General features: G+C 61.7%; 14 protein-coding genes and 1 tRNA gene. 4 read left to right on the top strand and 11 right to left on the bottom strand.

All coding sequences use genetic code 11. The features are described from left to right. Positions 1-93: 93 nt before the first annotated feature. The 5 genes from PR018_RS14810 to tesB form a co-directional block, all read right to left on the bottom strand. Entirely contained in the window at positions 94-762 is a 669-nt protein-coding gene (locus PR018_RS14810) for an outer membrane lipoprotein carrier protein LolA (protein WP_142824636.1), read from the bottom strand. Positions 763-895: 133 nt separating this feature from the next. Then, complete coding sequence (locus tag PR018_RS14805; protein WP_142824637.1) at positions 896-3,559, bottom strand: FtsK/SpoIIIE family DNA translocase; 2,664 nt, start codon at positions 3,557-3,559, stop codon at positions 896-898. 243 nt (positions 3,560-3,802) lie between these two features. Continuing rightward, positions 3,803-5,170 carry an ammonium transporter gene (locus PR018_RS14800; RefSeq protein WP_142824638.1) on the bottom strand — a complete coding sequence of 456 codons (1,368 nt, stop codon included), beginning with the start codon at positions 5,168-5,170 and terminating at the stop codon, positions 3,803-3,805. Between the two features lie 28 nt (positions 5,171-5,198). Continuing rightward, on the bottom strand, positions 5,199-5,537 hold the full coding sequence (locus PR018_RS14795; protein WP_111220017.1) for a P-II family nitrogen regulator: 339 nt from the start codon (positions 5,535-5,537) through the stop codon (positions 5,199-5,201). A 222-nt stretch (positions 5,538-5,759) separates the two neighbouring features. Continuing rightward, complete coding sequence (gene tesB, locus PR018_RS14790) at positions 5,760-6,641, bottom strand: acyl-CoA thioesterase II (protein ID WP_142824639.1); 882 nt, start codon at positions 6,639-6,641, stop codon at positions 5,760-5,762. Between the two features lie 5 nt (positions 6,642-6,646). Here tesB and PR018_RS14785 point away from each other — a divergent pair, with 5 nt between their 5' ends. Beyond that, positions 6,647-7,939: a ubiquinone biosynthesis hydroxylase gene (locus tag PR018_RS14785; RefSeq protein ID WP_257625649.1), complete on the top strand. Its 1,293-nt coding sequence runs from the start codon at positions 6,647-6,649 to the stop codon at positions 7,937-7,939. A 7-nt stretch (positions 7,940-7,946) separates the two neighbouring features. Here PR018_RS14785 and PR018_RS14780 read toward each other — a convergent pair whose 3' ends face one another. From PR018_RS14780 to PR018_RS14765, 4 genes are all read right to left on the bottom strand, one after another. Next, positions 7,947-8,135 (bottom strand): Trm112 family protein, encoded by a 189-nt coding sequence (locus PR018_RS14780; protein ID WP_111219606.1) that lies wholly within the window; start codon positions 8,133-8,135, stop codon positions 7,947-7,949. An 8-nt stretch (positions 8,136-8,143) separates the two neighbouring features. After that, positions 8,144-8,806 (bottom strand): LON peptidase substrate-binding domain-containing protein, encoded by a 663-nt coding sequence (locus PR018_RS14775; protein WP_142824641.1) that lies wholly within the window; start codon positions 8,804-8,806, stop codon positions 8,144-8,146. A 148-nt stretch (positions 8,807-8,954) separates the two neighbouring features. After that, positions 8,955-9,923, bottom strand: a complete 969-nt coding sequence (gene trxA / locus PR018_RS14770; protein ID WP_142824642.1) for a thioredoxin — start codon at positions 9,921-9,923, stop codon at positions 8,955-8,957. Positions 9,924-9,980: 57 nt separating this feature from the next. Further along, a complete protein-coding gene (locus tag PR018_RS14765) occupies positions 9,981-10,490 on the bottom strand; it encodes a prolyl-tRNA synthetase associated domain-containing protein (RefSeq protein ID WP_142824643.1) in 510 nt (169 codons plus the stop codon). Positions 10,491-10,739: 249 nt separating this feature from the next. On the opposite strand from PR018_RS14765, the gene PR018_RS14760 reads away from it, so the two are divergent. Together PR018_RS14760 and PR018_RS14755 are read left to right on the top strand one after the other, a co-directional pair. Further along, positions 10,740-10,814: transfer RNA gene (locus PR018_RS14760), tRNA-Gly, on the top strand. 196 nt (positions 10,815-11,010) lie between these two features. Next, on the top strand, positions 11,011-11,772 hold the full coding sequence (locus PR018_RS14755; protein ID WP_142824644.1) for an IclR family transcriptional regulator domain-containing protein: 762 nt from the start codon (positions 11,011-11,013) through the stop codon (positions 11,770-11,772). Between the two features lie 49 nt (positions 11,773-11,821). On the opposite strand, the gene PR018_RS14750 is transcribed toward PR018_RS14755, so the two are convergent. Next, entirely contained in the window at positions 11,822-13,864 is a 2,043-nt protein-coding gene (locus PR018_RS14750) for an NAD(+) synthase (protein ID WP_142824645.1), read from the bottom strand. A gap of 199 nt (positions 13,865-14,063) precedes the next feature. Continuing rightward, positions 14,064-14,564: a YciE/YciF ferroxidase family protein gene (locus tag PR018_RS14745; protein ID WP_142824646.1), complete on the bottom strand. Its 501-nt coding sequence runs from the start codon at positions 14,562-14,564 to the stop codon at positions 14,064-14,066. 360 nt (positions 14,565-14,924) lie between these two features. Between PR018_RS14745 and PR018_RS14740 the strand changes: the two genes are divergently transcribed. Then, positions 14,925-16,244, top strand: coding sequence for a glucoamylase family protein (locus PR018_RS14740; protein ID WP_142824858.1), 1,320 nt, complete (start codon positions 14,925-14,927; stop codon positions 16,242-16,244). Positions 16,245-16,281: the final 37 nt, after the last annotated feature.

The raw sequence follows: 16,281 nt of genomic DNA, 5'->3' as shown, positions 1-16,281 counted from the left end.
AGACCGAGCAGCAATGAAAGGAAACTGCCAGAACGGCGAAAAACAAAGGGCGGCCGCTCGCCGCGACCGCCCCGACAGAGAAGATGAAAAGGTTCAGTGGCGGGCGCTGGTGTCGCTCGGAATCTTGAACACGCTTTCGTCGAAGGCAACGTTGGTCTTGACGTTGCTGATAACGACCGACGTGTCCTTGCCCTGGTTGTCTGTCACCGTCCACTGGCGCAGATCGTAGGTCTTGGAATCGAACATCATGGTGATGGTCGAATCGCCGAAGATCGTCCGGCTGCCGAGCACGATGGTGGTAAGCGTCGGTTCAACCTTGACGCTGCGCACCATGTCGGCCGAAAGGTCGATCTTGCTGGCGAGCAGCAGCGTCAACGGCGTCTTTGACAGCGGATAGGTGTTCCAGGTCTTCAGCTGCGAATTGCCGACCACGACATTGTAACCGTCGGAGATTACCCGCATCGGCGATGGATCGTCGTAGTTGAAGCGCATCTTGCCCGGCCGCTCGATAAAGAACCGGCCGCCGGTCTGGTCGCCACGCGGACCGAACTGCACGAACGAGCCCTGCATGGTCTTGGTTGCGGAGAAGTGGTCGGCAATGGCCTGGGCCAGCGCCGGCGGCGGCGCATTGGAGGTTGCCTGGGCGAAGGCGTTGAACGGCAAGGCGGCAGCCACGAGTCCGACAGCGCAGGCGCCGATGAAATGGCGGCGCGTCAGCTGCAACGGGCTGCGTGCGACGGCGCCGACTTCAGTCTTTTTCATTAAAATCTCCTTTGCCGATCTCTATGGCGCTGAAAACCGGCGGCTTCATGACCTTTTCGGCGACATACATAGGGCGCACGGTCAATTTGCCGAGAGCCTTAGTAGCCCCAGCCGGACAACCCGACGATACTTGCTAGCGGTCGAGGATATCGGCTTCCGTCGGCACCAGGATCTCGCGCTTTCCGGCATGGTTGGCCGGGCCGATGATGCCTTCCTGCTCCATCCGCTCGATCAGCGAGGCGGCGCGGTTATAGCCGATGCCGAGACGGCGCTGGACATAGGATGTCGAGGCCTTGCCGTCGCGCAGTACCACAGCCACGGCCTGGTCGTAGGGATCGTCCGAATCCGACAGGTTACCGGTGCCGACTGGACCGTCGCCATCCTCGTCGTCCTCATCGCTGTCTGCGGTGATGGCGTCGAGATATTGCGGCGAGCCCTGCGTCTTCAGATAGGCGACGATGTCCTCGACCTCGCCATCGGCAACGAAGGGGCCGTGAACGCGCTGTATGCGACCGCCGCCGGCCATGTAGAGCATGTCGCCCATGCCGAGCAGCTGTTCGGCACCCTGTTCGCCGAGGATGGTGCGGCTGTCGATCTTCGAAGTCACCTGGAAGGAAATGCGCGTCGGGAAGTTTGCCTTGATCGTGCCGGTGATGACATCGACGGAGGGACGCTGCGTTGCCATGATGACGTGGATACCTGCGGCACGCGCCATCTGCGCCAGGCGCTGCACGGCGCCTTCGATATCTTTGCCGGCGACCATCATCAGGTCGGCCATCTCGTCGATGATGACGACGATGTAGGGAAGCGGCTTCAGGTCGAACTCTTCCGTTTCGTACATAGCCTCGCCGGTCGCCCGGTCGAAGCCCGTCTGCACGGTGCGCGAAATCGCCTCGCCCTTGGCAGCAGCCTGCTCGACGCGGGTATTGAAGCCGTCGATATTGCGCACGCCGATCTTCGACATCTTCTTGTAGCGCTCTTCCATCTCGCGGACGGTCCACTTGAGCGCCACGACGGCCTTTTTTGGATCGGTGACGACGGGCGACAACAGATGCGGGATGCCGTCATAGACGGAGAGTTCGAGCATTTTCGGATCGATCATGATCAGGCGGCACTGCTCCGGCGTCATCCGGTAGAGCAGCGACAGGATCATCGTGTTGATCGCCACCGACTTGCCCGAGCCGGTGGTGCCGGCGACCAGCAGATGCGGCATCTTGGCGAGGTCTGCAATGACGGGTTCGCCACCGATGGTCTTGCCGAGTGCCATGGCGAGCTTCGCCTTGGAGGTCTCGAAATCCCGCGACGCGATCATCTCGCGCAGATAGACGGTTTCGCGGATATTGTTCGGCAATTCGATGCCGATGGCATTGCGGCCGGGGACGACGGCAACACGGGCAGCAATCGCGCTCATCGAGCGGGCGATATCGTCGGCAAGGCCGATGACGCGCGAGGACTTGATACCGGGCGCCGGCTCCAGCTCGTAGAGCGTGACGACGGGACCCGGGCGGACATGGATGATTTCGCCTTTGACGCCGAAATCTTCCAGCACGCCTTCGAGCATGCGGGCGTTCTGTTCCAGCGCATCGGCCGACAGCGTCGAATCGCGCACCACGGCTTTCGGTTCGGCTAACAGGTGCACGGCCGGCAGCTGGAAGCCCTGGGGACGTATGAACGAGGTCTGCGCCTCGCGCTCGGCGCGAATGCCGGGTTTCGGGCGCGGTGCCGGCGGAATGACGCGGTGGCCGGCGTTGGAAGGCGAAGCTCGGGAGCCGATAGGGCGGATGACGTCGTCGTCATCGGGCAGAATGCCGGCAGGACGGCGCGGATCGACGTCGAACGGTACATCATTGTCGTCGTCGTCATGGTCTGCGTCGCCGACGGAAATCGGGGGTGCCGAGATGACGCGGCGCGACGGACTGCCATCCATGGACGGCTCGAGCCGCTCGCTGCGGCTGGCTGCTGTCTTGGCGCGGGCAGGCTCGTTCAGGCGACCGAATTCGTCGTCGTTGAAATCGTAAGGGGCGTCGAAGGCGTGGTCGCGCCGCTGGCGGGGACCCATGCCGAACAGCCGGCGCAGGCGCGCCTTGGCATTGTACCACATGTGAATGACGACGCCGAAGGCAAGAAACCGCGGCTCGTCATCCTCCGCATCGTCACCGACGGCGCGCATGCGGCTGGGGATATCGTCTTCCTCGTCCTCTTCGAAGTCGAAATCGTCGATGCTGTTACCGATCAGGCCTGCCGCAAACAGCATGCACCAAATGGCAGGCACGGCAAAGACGGTGCCAACGACGGCGCCGAACACGCCGCTTGGATAGGCGCCGACGAACAAGGCCGGAAAGCGCAGGATCATGTCTCCGATGACGCCGCCGATGCCGTTCGGGATCGGCCAGGTGAGCGGCTCCGGCAGGCAGCCGACGGCAGCGGCGGCAAGTGCTGCACCGCCGACCCAGGCTGCTAGGCGGGCAGGCAGGCGGTGAAGCTTGCGACCGGAGACGAGGGCAAGGGCCCAGGCGACGACCGGCAACATGACGATGACGCTGGAGAGCCCCAGCGCCTGCATGACGACATCGGCGAAGATGGCGCCGTAGGCACCGAGGATATTGGTGGGCGCATTGCTGGTGGCGTAGGAATAGCTCGGGTCCATCACGTTCCAGGTCGCCAGCGCGGCAACTGCCAGCGCCAGAAAGAAGAACAAGACGAAACCGGCGAGCCCGGTAATCTGCCGGATCACGAATGTCGAGAGCGTGAAGCGGACGGGACGACCGTCCAATGCTGGCGAATTGCTTCTGCCCATAATGCTTAAGCCCGTCTGTTGGCGATGATCGGACGAATCGACGCAATGCCGATCATTCAATACGTCAGCCCCACCTAACCAGACGAGGGTTAAAGCGGCGTTAACCATGCTTGACGCGCTGGCTCATTCCACGAAAAAGGCCCGAACCGGAGGCTCGGGCCAAAGACGACCTATCTTTCGATCGGACGCGACGGGAGGATCAGCCTTGCCGAAGACGTAGCTTCGGCAGGACGGTCTCTCGGATTACGATGCGTGGTAGGCGGCTTCGCCGTGCGAGGCAAGGTCGAGGCCTTCGCGCTCGGCTTCGACCGTGACGCGCAGGCCAACGATGACATCGACAACCTTGTAGAGGATGAGCGAGCCAACGCCGCACCAGACGATGGTGGTCAGGACAGCGGTCGCCTGGACCATAAGCTGGCTGCTCATGGTGACGCCTTCGGCATAGCCGACGCCGCCGAGCGATGCACTGGCGAAGATGCCTGTTGCCAGCGCGCCGAAGATACCACCGATGCAGTGGACGCCGAACACGTCAGCCGTGTCGTCGTAGCCGAACTTGTTCTTCACCACAGAGACGAAGAAGTAGCACAGCGGCGAGACGATGAGGCCGAGTACGATGGCTCCCATCGGGCCGACGATGCCGGCAGCCGGTGTAACGGCAACCAGACCGGCAACCATGCCGGACGCGCCGCCGAGCATCGAAGCCTTGCCGCGTGTCAGTGTTTCGACCAGCGACCAAGAAACGATGGCGGCGGCAGTGGCGATGAAGGTGTTGACGGTAGCAAGCATTGCGCCGCCGGAAGCTTCAAGGTTGGAGCCGGCATTGAAGCCGAACCAGCCGACCCAGAGCATGGAAGCGCCGACCATGGTCAATGTCATGGAGTGCGGAGCCATCATGTCCTTGCCGTAGCCTGTGCGCTTGCCGATGAGCAGGGCGCCGCAGATACCGGCAACACCGGCATTGATGTGCACGACGGTACCGCCAGCGAAATCGAGGGCGCCCATCTTGAACAGGAAGCCGTTCGAGTCCCAGACCATGTGGGCGATCGGGAAGTAGACGAAGGTAACCCACAATGCGCAGAACAGCACCGAGGCCGAGAACTTGATGCGTTCGGCATAGGCCCCGATGATCAGCGCCGGCGTGATGGCGGCGAAGGTCATCTGGAAGAGCATGAAGATGAATTCAGGAATGACGACGCCCTTGGAGAAGGTTGCCGCCGTGGTCGTGGTGTTGACGCCCGACAGGAACATCTTAGCCGTGCCGCCCCAGTAAGGGCTGGTGCCGCCGCCGAAGGCGAAGGAGTAACCGTAGATAACCCAGATCAACATGACAGTAGCGCCGATGACGGTGCACTGCATCAGCACGGAAAGCATGTTCTTCGAGCGGACGAGGCCGCCGTAGAAAAGTGCGAGGCCGGGAACGAGCATGAACAGGACGAGGATCGTCGAGATGAACATGAAGGCGGTATCGCCCTTGTCAGGCACCGGGGCAGCGGCAACCGCGGTTGCGGCAGCATCGGTCGCCGTCTGCGCGAACGCAATCACCGGCGCGAGCAGAGCGGCAGAAGCGACGCCCAGCCCTGTCAGCGTGGAAGACAACTTGGAAAGAGACATTGCGGAAAACTCCCTGATCGGCCGTGACTTACAGCGCTTCTGAATCGGTTTCGCCGGTACGGATACGCACGGCATGGTCAATCGAATAAACAAAGATCTTGCCGTCGCCGATCTGGCCGGTCTTGGCAGATGCGGCAATGGCTTCGACTGCCTTGTCGACGATCTCGGTGGAGACCGCGACTTCGATTTTCAGTTTCGGAAGGAAGCTGACCGCATATTCCGTGCCGCGATAGATTTCGGTGTGCCCCTTCTGACGCCCGTAGCCCTTCACTTCCGTCACGGTCAGGCCCTGAATGCCGACCGCCGTGAGAGCCTCACGGACCTCATCGAGCTTGAACGGCTTGATAATGGCCATCACAATTTTCATCTGGTTCCCATCCTTTGTTACCCTCGGCACAGGCCGACCCTTCTCGACGCCGACCATCGAATGGGCAGCGACTGGTCTTCTACATTCAAAGGCCGTGCCAGATTCAAATCAGCCATTAAGCCGTTGAAAATCAATGGGATAAAAACACATCCCCAAAAATGAGGCAATTTCGGCGTCTGAAAGCGAGCAAATATAAGGCAAATTTACGATTTTGCACGTTAATTAGGCATTTGCCTTTTTCCGAATCAAGCCTTCCTGGGCGACGGAGGCAATCAGCACGCCTGACCGGTTAAAAAGGCTTCCCCTGGCCAGTCCACGCGCTCCGGAGGCGCTCGGACTGTCCTGAGTGTAAAGAAGCCAATCGTCCAGCGCGCACGGACGGTGGAACCACATGGCGTGATCGATGCTCGCCACCTGGAGGCTGGGATCGAATATCGATGTGCCGTGCGCAAACAGCGCGCCGTCGAGAAGCGTCATGTCCGACAGGTAGGCCAGCACGGCCGCCTGGTAATGGCGGTCGTCCGGCACCGGGCCGGTCGCGCGCACCCACACGTCCTGCTGCGGATCGAGCTTGGTGTTGGAAAAATAATGCGTCAGCGACACCGGCCGGATCTCGATCGGCCTCGGTTGTTCCCAGTACCTGCGGATCGAGGCCGGCGCCTGGGCGAGATATTTCTCCTTGATCTCCTGTTCCCCGAGGAGTTCTTCCGGCGCCGGTCGCGCGGGCATGGCAATCTGGTGATCGTAGCCGGGCTCATCGATCTGGAACGAGGCCGACATCGAGAAGATCGCCTGGCCGTGCTGGATGGCAAGCACGCGCCGGGTGGCAAAGCTGCCGCCGTCACGCAGCCGTTCGACCTGGTAGAGGATCGGCACGGAGGGATCGCCGGGTCGCATGAAGTAGCCGTGCAGGGAGTGGATGTGACGGTGGGCATCCACCGTGCGCTGCGCCGCCATGACGGCCTGGCCGACCACCTGGCCGCCGAACACCCGCTGCCAGCCGACATCAGGAGAGACGCCACGGAAAAGATTGACCTCGATGGCCTCCAGATCCAGCGTCGAGAGCAATTGTTCCATGGCGGCGGAATGGGGGTGGCGCGACATAATGGATGCTCTCCGGCAGTAGGAACGGACGTCAGGCTGATCTATATAGACGGGCAGTGGATCACGGGAAGCAGGAGAGCGCAATGTTGGACATGCTGGTGGTAGGTGGCGGTTACGTGGGCCTTTCCGCAGCGGTGGCTGTCAAGCAGGCGGCCCCGCATCTCGATGTGATGGTGATTGAGGCTGCGCCTGAGGGTAGCTGGAAGAAGGATCAGCGCGCCTCGGCGATCATCACCGCAGCCTCGCGCATGCTCTCCGTCTTCGGCGTCTGGGACGACATCCTTCCCGAGGCCGAACCGATCACCAAGATGATCGTCACCGATTCGCGCACCGCCGACCCCGTTCGCCCCGTCTTCCTGACCTTCGAGGGTGCAGTTGTCGAAGGCGAACCCTTTGCCCACATGGTGCCGAACGTCGCCATGGTCGGCGCGCTCAGGGGAGCCTGCGAAAGGCTCGGCATCACCATCCGCGAAGGCCTCTCCGCGACCGACTTCAAGACTGCCGACAGCAGCGTGTCTCTGACCCTCTCCGACGGCAGCATGCTGGAGGCCAAGCTGCTGGTGGCCTGCGACGGGGTAAAATCGAAGCTGCGCGAGATGGCCGGCATCAAGACCGTCAGCTGGAATTACGGCCAGTCCGGCATCGTCACTACCATCGAGCATGAGCGTCCGCACAATGGCTGCGCCGAGGAGCACTTCCTGCCCTCCGGCCCGTTTGCCATACTGCCACTCAAAAACAATCGCTCTTCGCTGGTCTGGACGGAGCGCACGGCCGATGCCGACCGGCTGGTCGCTGCCGACGACCTGATCTTCGAGGAGGAACTGGAACGTCGTTTCGGCCGCAAGCTCGGCGCGCTGAAGGTGGTCGGCGGCAAACGCGCCTTCCCGCTCGGCCTGACGCTCGCCCGCGCTTTCGTGGCACCACGTCTCGCTCTCGCCGGCGACGCCGCGCACGGTATCCACCCGATCTCGGGCCAGGGTCTCAATCTGGGCTTCAAGGACGTGGCGGCGCTGGCGGAAACCATCGTCGAGGCGGACCGCCTAGGTATCGATATCGGCTCGATCCACACGCTGGAGCGCTACCAGACCTGGCGTCGCTTCGACACCTTCCGGATGGGCGTCACCACCGATGTGCTGAACAGGCTGTTTTCAAACGACGTTGCGCCGCTGCGTATCGCTCGCGATTTCGGCCTCGGCCTGGTCGACAGGTTGCCGGCGTTGAAATCCTATTTCATCGGCCAGGCTGCCGGCACGAGCGCCGCTCACAATCCCCGGCTGCTTGCAGGCGAGACGATCTGAGGACCGATCAGTCCTCGATGCGGCGGGCTTCCGAGGTCAACATAATCGGGATGCCGTCGCGGATGGGATAGGCGAGCCTAGCCTTTTCGGAGACGAGTTCATTACGCTCGCGATCATAGCTCAGCCGCGATTTCGTCAGCGGGCAGACGAGCAGGTCCAGGAGCTTGGTATCGACCTTGCTGACGGTATCGACCATCTCAGCACCTATTGCAGGATGGTGTCGGAATCGCCGAAACTGCGCGCCAGCACGATTTCGGTAATGGCGACGAACGTCTCGGCCCTTGTCTTGAGGTCCGGGGCTTCGAGCAACGCCTGTTTTTCGGCAGGTTCGAACGGCGCCATCATCGACAGCGAATTGACCAGCGTCATGTTGCCGGCCCGCTCCACGCTATCCCAGTCCGCCTCGAGCTTGTTGGCTTCCAGGAAGGCCTTGAATGCGGAGAGGAGGCCGGCGCGATCGACGCTGCTTTCCTCGTCTTCCGCCTTCAGATCCGCGAAGAATGGCGCGATGCGGAATGTCCGGTAGGGGTGATGACCGGAAATCTCGTCCATGACCCGGAAACGGCAAATCCCCGTCAGCGATACCATGTACCGCCCATCGCCGGTCTCGGCAAAGGACGTGATGCGTCCGAGACAGCCGACATGCGCAAGCTGGCCGCTATCCGCAGCGTCGCCCAGCGCCGGCTGGATCATGCCGATCAGCCTGTTGCCCGATATTGCAGCGTCGAACATCGCGAGATAGCGCGGTTCGAAGACATTCAGCGGCAACTGCCCGCCCGGAAGAAGCAGCGCCCCGGTCAGCGGAAAGATCGCGACCGATTCGGGCAGATCGCTCGGCTTCAGATATCTGGCGTTGCCCACCTGCATTAAAGGTTTCCCGTTCTGGTTACAGCGTCCACCATGCATCCTATGCGCAGCAGATGTCTCGTCAAGATGTGGGAACCGCCACCGAAAACGCAAGTGACGGGCCAGATTTTATGAGGATCGGCTAAGCCCTGAGAGAACAGGGCAAGCCCTACGAAAACAGGATTGAAGACAGTCGGCGTCTTGCAGCGATGGTGGCAGGATCTTTCGGACCCCAGACATCGAAGAATGCCAGCAGCTCGCGGCGAGCGCCGTCATCCTCGAAGGTCCGGTCGCGACGCATGATGGTCAGCAGGTGTTCGGCAGCCGCATTCCGGTCGCCCTCGACATTGCGGATCTTGGCAAGCTTGAGGCGCGCCGCGTGATCGTCCGGCTGCAGTGCCAGCTGCTGTTCGAGCGCTGAGGGGTCACCGAGCTTGGCAGCCTCCTCGATCTGGTCGAGCCTTTTCACCACCGCCTGGATGCCTGCATCCTTCGACAGCGTCTCCGGCAGATCGGTGAGCGCCTGGCGGGCCCGCTCGCTCTGGCCGGCGGCGATCATGCATTCGGCCATGCCGGCAAGCGCCTTGGGGTTCTCCGGGTCGGCCTGCAGGACGGCGCCGAAGAGCTCGGCAGCACCATGGATGTCCGACGAGGCGAGCAAGGCTGCTGCCTCCTCGAGAATGGCGGCGATTTCGGCAGCTTCTGCATCTGGGCCGGCAGGCCCGGCAATCTTGTCGATGAATTCGCGCACCTGGCTTTCCGGCACGGCGCCCATGAAGCCATCGGCAGGCCTGCCATCGACGAAAGCGATGACGGCCGGTATCGACTGGATGCCGAGCTGGCCTGCGACCGACGGGTGATCGTCGATGTTCATCTTCACCAGCTTGACGCGTCCGCCAGCCTCGTTGACGACCTTTTCGATCACTGGTGTCAGCTGCTTGCACGGACCGCACCACGGCGCCCAGAAGTCGACCAGCACCGGCTGCTTTCGGGATTCGTCGATCACGTCACGCGTGAAAGTCGCCGTCGTCGTATCCTTGATGTGGGAGCCGCCTGCAGCAGGGGCTCCCATGGCGACGGAGCCCGACATCTGTCCGCCCAGCGAAGCCGCGTTATAGGGATTGTCTGTGCCGCTCATGATGTCTCCCGTCTGTCCGCGTGTCCGGACCGAAATTATAGCGTTTATAATCGTATCTCAGGACGCAACTTTCAAGACGAGCGGCGTGTGGCCTGTCGCCTCCATGAAGCGCACGAGATCCTGCGTGGCGATCGAGGTCGTTGCCTCGTTCGACAGCGGGTGGCAATTGATGATGTCGTCCGCCATCAGCGCCTCGTCGATCACGAAGGTGACGTGGTGGCCGATATCGTTGATCGCGCCGAATGCCGTCACGGCACCAGGGATGACGCCGAGATATTCCATCAGCTTCTCCGGCTTGCCAAACGACACCTTGCTGGCCGCACCGATGAGGGTGTGGACCGTCTTCAGATCGACGGCAGCATTTTCCTCGACAGTCAGAAGGAAGAAGTTGTCCTTCTTGTCCTTTACGAAAAGGTTCTTGGTATGGCCGCCGGGAATTTGGTCGCGCAGCGATACAGATTCGGCGACGGTAAACACGGCGGGATGATCGAGCGTCGTGTGGGCGATGCCCAGCCCGTCCAGAAAGGCGAACAGATCGGCGCGGGTTTTCGGGGTCGGCTCGGTCATCGGATCTCACTTGGCAACGTCTGCAGAATGGGTCGCTGCGGTGATACGTCCCTGCCTGCCTTTTGGCAATCTTTTGGGGCGAAAGTCCTGCTGCTGAACGGTTTTTCGCATACGCTCCGAACTGTGTGACAAATTTTTCTCGAAGCCGAAAGATTTCCTGTTGCATTTGAAAAACGGTTGGGCCATATAGCGCCCGTCGCCGCAAGGTGGCGCCACGGTCCACAGACTACCCCCGGACCAGTGGGATGAGCGGGTGTAGCTCAGGGGTAGAGCACAACCTTGCCAAGGTTGGGGTCGAGCGTTCGAATCGCTTCACCCGCTCCAATTTCCCTCTCGACATGTGTCGATGACGGGACGCAAATGAGTAAAATCTTCCTGTACTAAAGATACAAATCATTCTCAGATGTGCGCGCTTCGCGCATTTCTGACGCCTTGGACTTCATCACAAATCCCGCATCTCGACCATCATGACCCTGTGCGATAGAAGCACTTTGTTGCCATATCGCACGAAGGGCCTCTGATGGACATGAAGCCGAGTGACATGATGGGCGGTCTTGCCAAGGGGCTGCGCGTCATCGAAGCGTTTACGGCCGAGACACCGCGCCTCAGCATTTCGGAGGCGGCCGCAATGGCGGGCCTCGATCGCGCCACCACGCGGCGCTGCCTGCTGACGCTGGCCGATATCGGCTATTGTGCCTATGATGGAAAATACTTCACCGTCACCCCGAGGGTGCTGCGTCTCGGCACCGGCTGCCTGGCGTCGATGCCGCTACCGCGTATTGTCCAGCCCTTTCTGGACAGGCTGTCCGAGACGATCCGGCAAAGTACGTCCGTGGCGATCCTCGACGAACACGAAATCGTCTACGTGGCGCGTGCCGCCGAGCGCAAGGTGATGTCGATCACGCTGATGCCGGGATCGCGCCTACCGGCCTACTGCACCTCGATGGGCCGCATTCTCCTCGCCACGCTGCCGCAAGATCAGGCGCGCGCGCTGCTATCCAGCGCGCCGCTGACGGCGAGGACTTCGTTTACGCTGACAGATCCGGACGCCATCCTTGATGAGCTCGGACGCATAAAGGCGCAGGGTTACGCCGCCGTCGACCAGGAAGTCGAGATTGGGCTGCGCTCGATCGCCGTGCCGCTGAAGAATGCCCGTGGCCAGGTCGTCGCAGCGCTCAACACCGGCCTTCCCATGTCGGACGAGCCCATGCCCTCGGTCGTGGCACAGTATCTCGACGCTCTCCAGCAGACGAGCCGGGAACTAGCCGGGATCCTCAGCTGACCCCGACGAATAGAGGGTTCACAAGCCGTAGCTGCCCGACGTCACTGCCTCACGCATCCGGCACGTTGTCCGCCAGTTCCTTAAGCCAAAGCCGGGCATTGCCATCGGACGGTGCCCGCCAGTCGCCGCGCGGCGACAGCGAGCCGCCGGAGGTAACCTTCGGGCCGTTCGGAGAGGCCGAGCGCTTGAACTGGCTGATGGTGAAAAAGCGGAACAGGAAATTTTCCAGCCAGTGCTTGATCTCCGGCAGCGTATAGGCCTGCCTTTTATCGGCCGGAAAATTCGGCGGCCAGGCGCCGGCTTCGGCATCCTTCCAGGCGTGATAGGCAAGGAACGCCACCTTCGACGGCTTCAGCCCGTAGCGGCTGATATAATAAAGCGCGAAGTCGTGCAGCGCATAAGGACCGATCCGGTCCTCCGTGCTCTGGATCGCGCCATCTGCACCAGCCGGGACAAGCTCCGGCGAAATGATGGTGTTCAGCACCCGGTCGAGCGTGGCGTTTGTGTCGGCGTCGAAGTCGTTCGAGTGGATGACCCAGCGCACCAGATGCTGGATCAGCGTCTTCGAAACCGAGGCGTTGACGTTGTAGTGGCTCATATGGTCGCCGACGCCGTAGGTCGACCAGCCCAGCGCAATTTCCGACAGGTCGCCGGTGCCGAGCACGAAGGCGTTGCGCTGGTTGGCGGCGCGAAACAGGAAGTCGGTGCGCAAGCCTGCCTGCACATTCTCGAACGTCACGTCATAGACCGGCTCGCCGCCTGCGAAGGGGTGCCCGAGATCCTTCAGTAATTGCAGCGCCAGCGGCTTGATGTCGATCTCGTCGGCCGTGATATGGAGGCTGCGCATCAGTGCCCAGGCATTGGCCAGCGTTTCGTCACCGGTCGCAAAACCCGGCATGGTAAAGCCCAGGATATCCGAACGCGGCCAGCCCAGCTGGTCGAAGGCGCGGGCCGCCACCAGCAGCGCATGGGTCGAATCGAGGCCGCCGGAAATGCCGATGCACAAACGCTTGATGCCGGTTGCCTTGAGGCGCTTCTGCAGGCCCTGCACCTGTATATTAAAGGTCTCGTAGCAATCCTGCGCCAGCTGGCTCGGATCGGCGGGCACGAAGGGAAAGCGGGCAACAGTGCGGCGCAGGTCGCTATCACCTTCCGGCCGCGCAGTGCGGAAGCCGACGCGGCGAAACGCGCGGTCCGGATCGACATTGAGGGCAGCTTCCCCGAACGTTCCCTGACGCAGGCGTTCCTGCTTCAGACGCTCGACGTCGATATCGGCGATGCACATCTGCGAGCCGCCCGGAAAGCGCTCCGTCTCCGCCAGAAGCTCGCCGAGCTCGTAGACGCAGGCCTGTCCGTCCCAGGCGAGATCGGTGGTCGATTCGCCGGGACCGGCTGCCGAATAGACGTAGGCCGCCAGAGCCCGCGAAGACTGCGTGGCGCAAAGGCGCTTGCGCGTCTCGGACTTTCCGACTGTGATATTGCTTGCCGACAGGTTCGTGAGAATGGTCGCCCCCGCTAGTGCGCCGAAATCGCTCGGCGGCGTCGGCACCCAGAAATCCTCGCAGATTTCGATGTGGAAGACGAAATCGGGATGATTCTCCGCTTCGAACAGCAGATCGACGCCGAATGGGACGGTCTGGCCGCCAACCGCGATGGACGAGCCGCGAATGGTCCGGCCGGAAGCGAACCAGCGGCGCTCGTAGAATTCGCGGTAGTTCGGCGGATAGGATTTCGGCACCACGCCGAGGATTTTGCCGTCATGGATGGCAACGCCGCAATTATAAAGCCGGCCATCCTTGTGCAGCGGTGCACCGACGATCAGCACCGGCGCGATCGTGCGGGTGAATGCCGCGATATCGAGCAGCGCCTTCTCTACGCCCTCGAGCAGCACGCTCTGGCCAAGCAGATCGTCGATCGCGTAGGCGGAGACGGATAGTTCCGGAAACAGCATGAGGGCGACATGCTCGGCATGGCCGATTGTCGCCTGCCGCATGATCTCGGCAGCATTGGTCGCGGGATCGGCTATCTCGCAGACGGGAGTGCAGGCGGCAACACGCACGAAACCCTGGTCGTAGGCGGAGAAGAAGGTCATCGTAGTCTCCCTTCGCCGCCACCTAGGGCAGGGCGAAAATCACGTCAACTATGTCCTTCTATTAAGCCCTCAGGCAGCGGTCCGACAAGGGCGATGCGCCAGAGTTTGATGTCGCCGATATCAAGCTTCAGGCGGGTGGAAAGCCAAAAAAAGCGGCCGCCCCGGGGACGACCGCCTTTCTAGATGGAGAAGAGGTGCCTCAGGCGACCTTCTTCTTGCCCTTGTCATTGACCGAAGCGTTGGCCAGCTGAGTCAGCGCTTCGTCAGTTGCGCCTTCTTCCTGCAGCGTTGCATCGAGCAGGTCGGCGGCTTCCTTCATGCCGAGCTGTGTCGCCCAGTTCTTCAGCGTGCCGTAGCGGGCGATCTCGTAGTGTTCGACCGCCTGAGCGGACGAGATCAGACCTGCATCAAGGGCTGGCGACCCGGCGAATTCCTCGATGATCTCTTCACCTTCGGCGATGATCCCCTGGATGGCTTCGCAGGTCTTGCCGCGGGCGGGCTTGCCGACCAGTTCGAAAACCTGCTGCAGGCGTTCGATCTGGCCCTGGGTTTCTTCCTGGTGCTTCTTGAAGGCAGCTTTCAGTTCCGGCGACTGCGCAGCACGAGCCATTTTCGGCAGCGCTTTCACGATCTGGCGCTCGGCGAAATAGATATCTTTCAGCGTGTCGATGAAGAGGTCGTTGAGTGTTTTGTCGGCCATGAGGTTCTCCTGTGGGTTGGCTTTCAGGTGACTCAACCTGCATTCCGAGCAATTGTTCCGCTCGGTTCCGGACCATTGAAATCGACTTCCCCCATACCGAGGAGACGCTGGAGCACCGATAATTTCCCGGGCTGTCGGCCGCCTCGATTGTCGCTTTTCACACCGACCTTTAATTCTTGACGCCCCCGTGAGTTGAATTCTGGCGGTCTTTCGCAACTATTTTTGGCTGCGGATAGGGCAGACGCCACTTTCTTAAGCAATCGTTGATGAACGCGTGGCAGCATCGATCACATTGATTTGCAGTTGACGTTTGGCATGCCGCAAAGCACATGGAGGGGGCGGACAATGGATGGATTTGCAATGCTTCAACGCAGCGAGGAAACCGACGATGCCCTCGTCGATCGCCTTCAGAAATCTGCCTTCACCTATTTCCTGCGCCACACCAACCGCGAAAACGGGCTTGTGGCGGACACCTCGATCAAGGGCAGCCACTGCAGCATCGCGGCTGTCGGCTTTGCGCTTTCGAGCTATCCCGTCGCCATCGAGCGCGGCTGGATCGACCGGACGGAAGCAGCCGAAATCATCCTGACGACGCTGGATTTCTTTGCCGACAGCGACCAGGGCGAGGAACGCGCGGCCACCGGCCATCGCGGCTTCTATTACCATTTCATCGACATGAAGACCGGCAACCGCGCCTGGAACAGCGAGCTGTCGCTTATCGACACCGCCCTGCTGTTCATGGGCGTCCTCACCGTCGCCGCCTATTTCGACCGCGACGAGCCCGACGATGCCGAGATCCGCGAGCTTGCGACCATGCTCTACGAGCGGGCCGACTGGCGCTGGGCGCTGAACAAGGGCGACACGCTGACGATGGGCTGGAAGCCGGGCGGCGGTTTCCTGCGCTGGCGCTGGCAGGGCTACGACGAGGCGATCCTGCTCTATGCCATGGCGATGGCGTCGCCGACCCATCCCATTCCGGCAAAATGCTACGATGCCTTTGCCTCGACCTACAACTGGATGATGGTCAAGAACAAGCCGTTCCTCTATGCCGGCCCGCTTTTCATCCACCTGTTCTCCCACGCCTGGATCGACTTTCGCGGTATCCGCGACAAGTACATGGCGGAGAAGGACAGCGACTATTTTCTCAACACCCAGATCGCCATCGATACGCAGCGCGACTATGCCGACCGCAACCCCGGCCATTTTGCCGGCTATAGCCGCGAGGTCTGGGGCCTGACCGCCTGCGACGGACCCAACCCGACAGGCGGCCGCCATAGCCGGCGCGGGAGACCGAAAGTGCTGGGCTATGCCGCCCGTGGCGCACCGTTCGGCCCGGATGACGGCACCATCGCCCCCTGGGCGCCGCTCTCCTGCCTGCCCTTCGACCGCAAGGCAGCCCTCAGCGGTACCCGGGCGCTGATGTCGGCCTATCCCAACATCATGCTCGACGGATGCTTCGTCGGCGGCTTTAACCCGACCGTCGAAGGCAAGGGACCAGACGGCTGGGTCGATGACCGCTCGGTCGCCATCGACCAGGGTCTCCTGGTGATCATGATCGAGAACGACCGCACCGGATTGATCTGGAAGCTCCTGCGCGGCTCGCCGATCATGCGCAAGGGCCTCGAGAAGGCCGGTTTCAAGGGCGGCTGGCTCGATGGCGAACCTGACGCCATCTCCTGATTTTTCAAAGGAATGCGCGGCGGCCCCGGCCGCCGCG

This window comes from Rhizobium rhododendri (genome assembly GCF_007000325.2).
GTDB classification, from domain to species: Bacteria; Pseudomonadota; Alphaproteobacteria; order Rhizobiales; family Rhizobiaceae; genus Rhizobium; species Rhizobium rhododendri.
Note: the sequence above shows the minus strand (reverse complement) of the source record. Positions and strands in the feature narration are given on the sequence as shown.

Coding starts and splice junctions, on each gene's coding strand:
- PR018_RS14810 (WP_142824636.1), bottom strand. CDS start 762: ATGAAAAAGACTGAAGTCGGCGCCGTCGCACGCAGCCCGTTGCAGCTG.
- PR018_RS14805 (WP_142824637.1), bottom strand. CDS start 3,559: ATGGGCAGAAGCAATTCGCCAGCATTGGACGGTCGTCCCGTCCGCTTC.
- PR018_RS14800 (WP_142824638.1), bottom strand. CDS start 5,170: ATGTCTCTTTCCAAGTTGTCTTCCACGCTGACAGGGCTGGGCGTCGCT.
- PR018_RS14795 (WP_111220017.1), bottom strand. CDS start 5,537: ATGAAAATTGTGATGGCCATTATCAAGCCGTTCAAGCTCGATGAGGTC.
- tesB (WP_142824639.1), bottom strand. CDS start 6,641: ATGTCGCGCCACCCCCATTCCGCCGCCATGGAACAATTGCTCTCGACG.
- PR018_RS14785 (WP_257625649.1), top strand. CDS start 6,647: ATGCTCTCCGGCAGTAGGAACGGACGTCAGGCTGATCTATATAGACGG.
- PR018_RS14780 (WP_111219606.1), bottom strand. CDS start 8,135: ATGGTCGATACCGTCAGCAAGGTCGATACCAAGCTCCTGGACCTGCTC.
- PR018_RS14775 (WP_142824641.1), bottom strand. CDS start 8,806: ATGCAGGTGGGCAACGCCAGATATCTGAAGCCGAGCGATCTGCCCGAA.
- trxA (WP_142824642.1), bottom strand. CDS start 9,923: ATGAGCGGCACAGACAATCCCTATAACGCGGCTTCGCTGGGCGGACAG.
- PR018_RS14765 (WP_142824643.1), bottom strand. CDS start 10,490: ATGACCGAGCCGACCCCGAAAACCCGCGCCGATCTGTTCGCCTTTCTG.
- PR018_RS14755 (WP_142824644.1), top strand. CDS start 11,011: ATGGACATGAAGCCGAGTGACATGATGGGCGGTCTTGCCAAGGGGCTG.
- PR018_RS14750 (WP_142824645.1), bottom strand. CDS start 13,864: ATGACCTTCTTCTCCGCCTACGACCAGGGTTTCGTGCGTGTTGCCGCC.
- PR018_RS14745 (WP_142824646.1), bottom strand. CDS start 14,564: ATGGCCGACAAAACACTCAACGACCTCTTCATCGACACGCTGAAAGAT.
- PR018_RS14740 (WP_142824858.1), top strand. CDS start 14,925: ATGCTTCAACGCAGCGAGGAAACCGACGATGCCCTCGTCGATCGCCTT.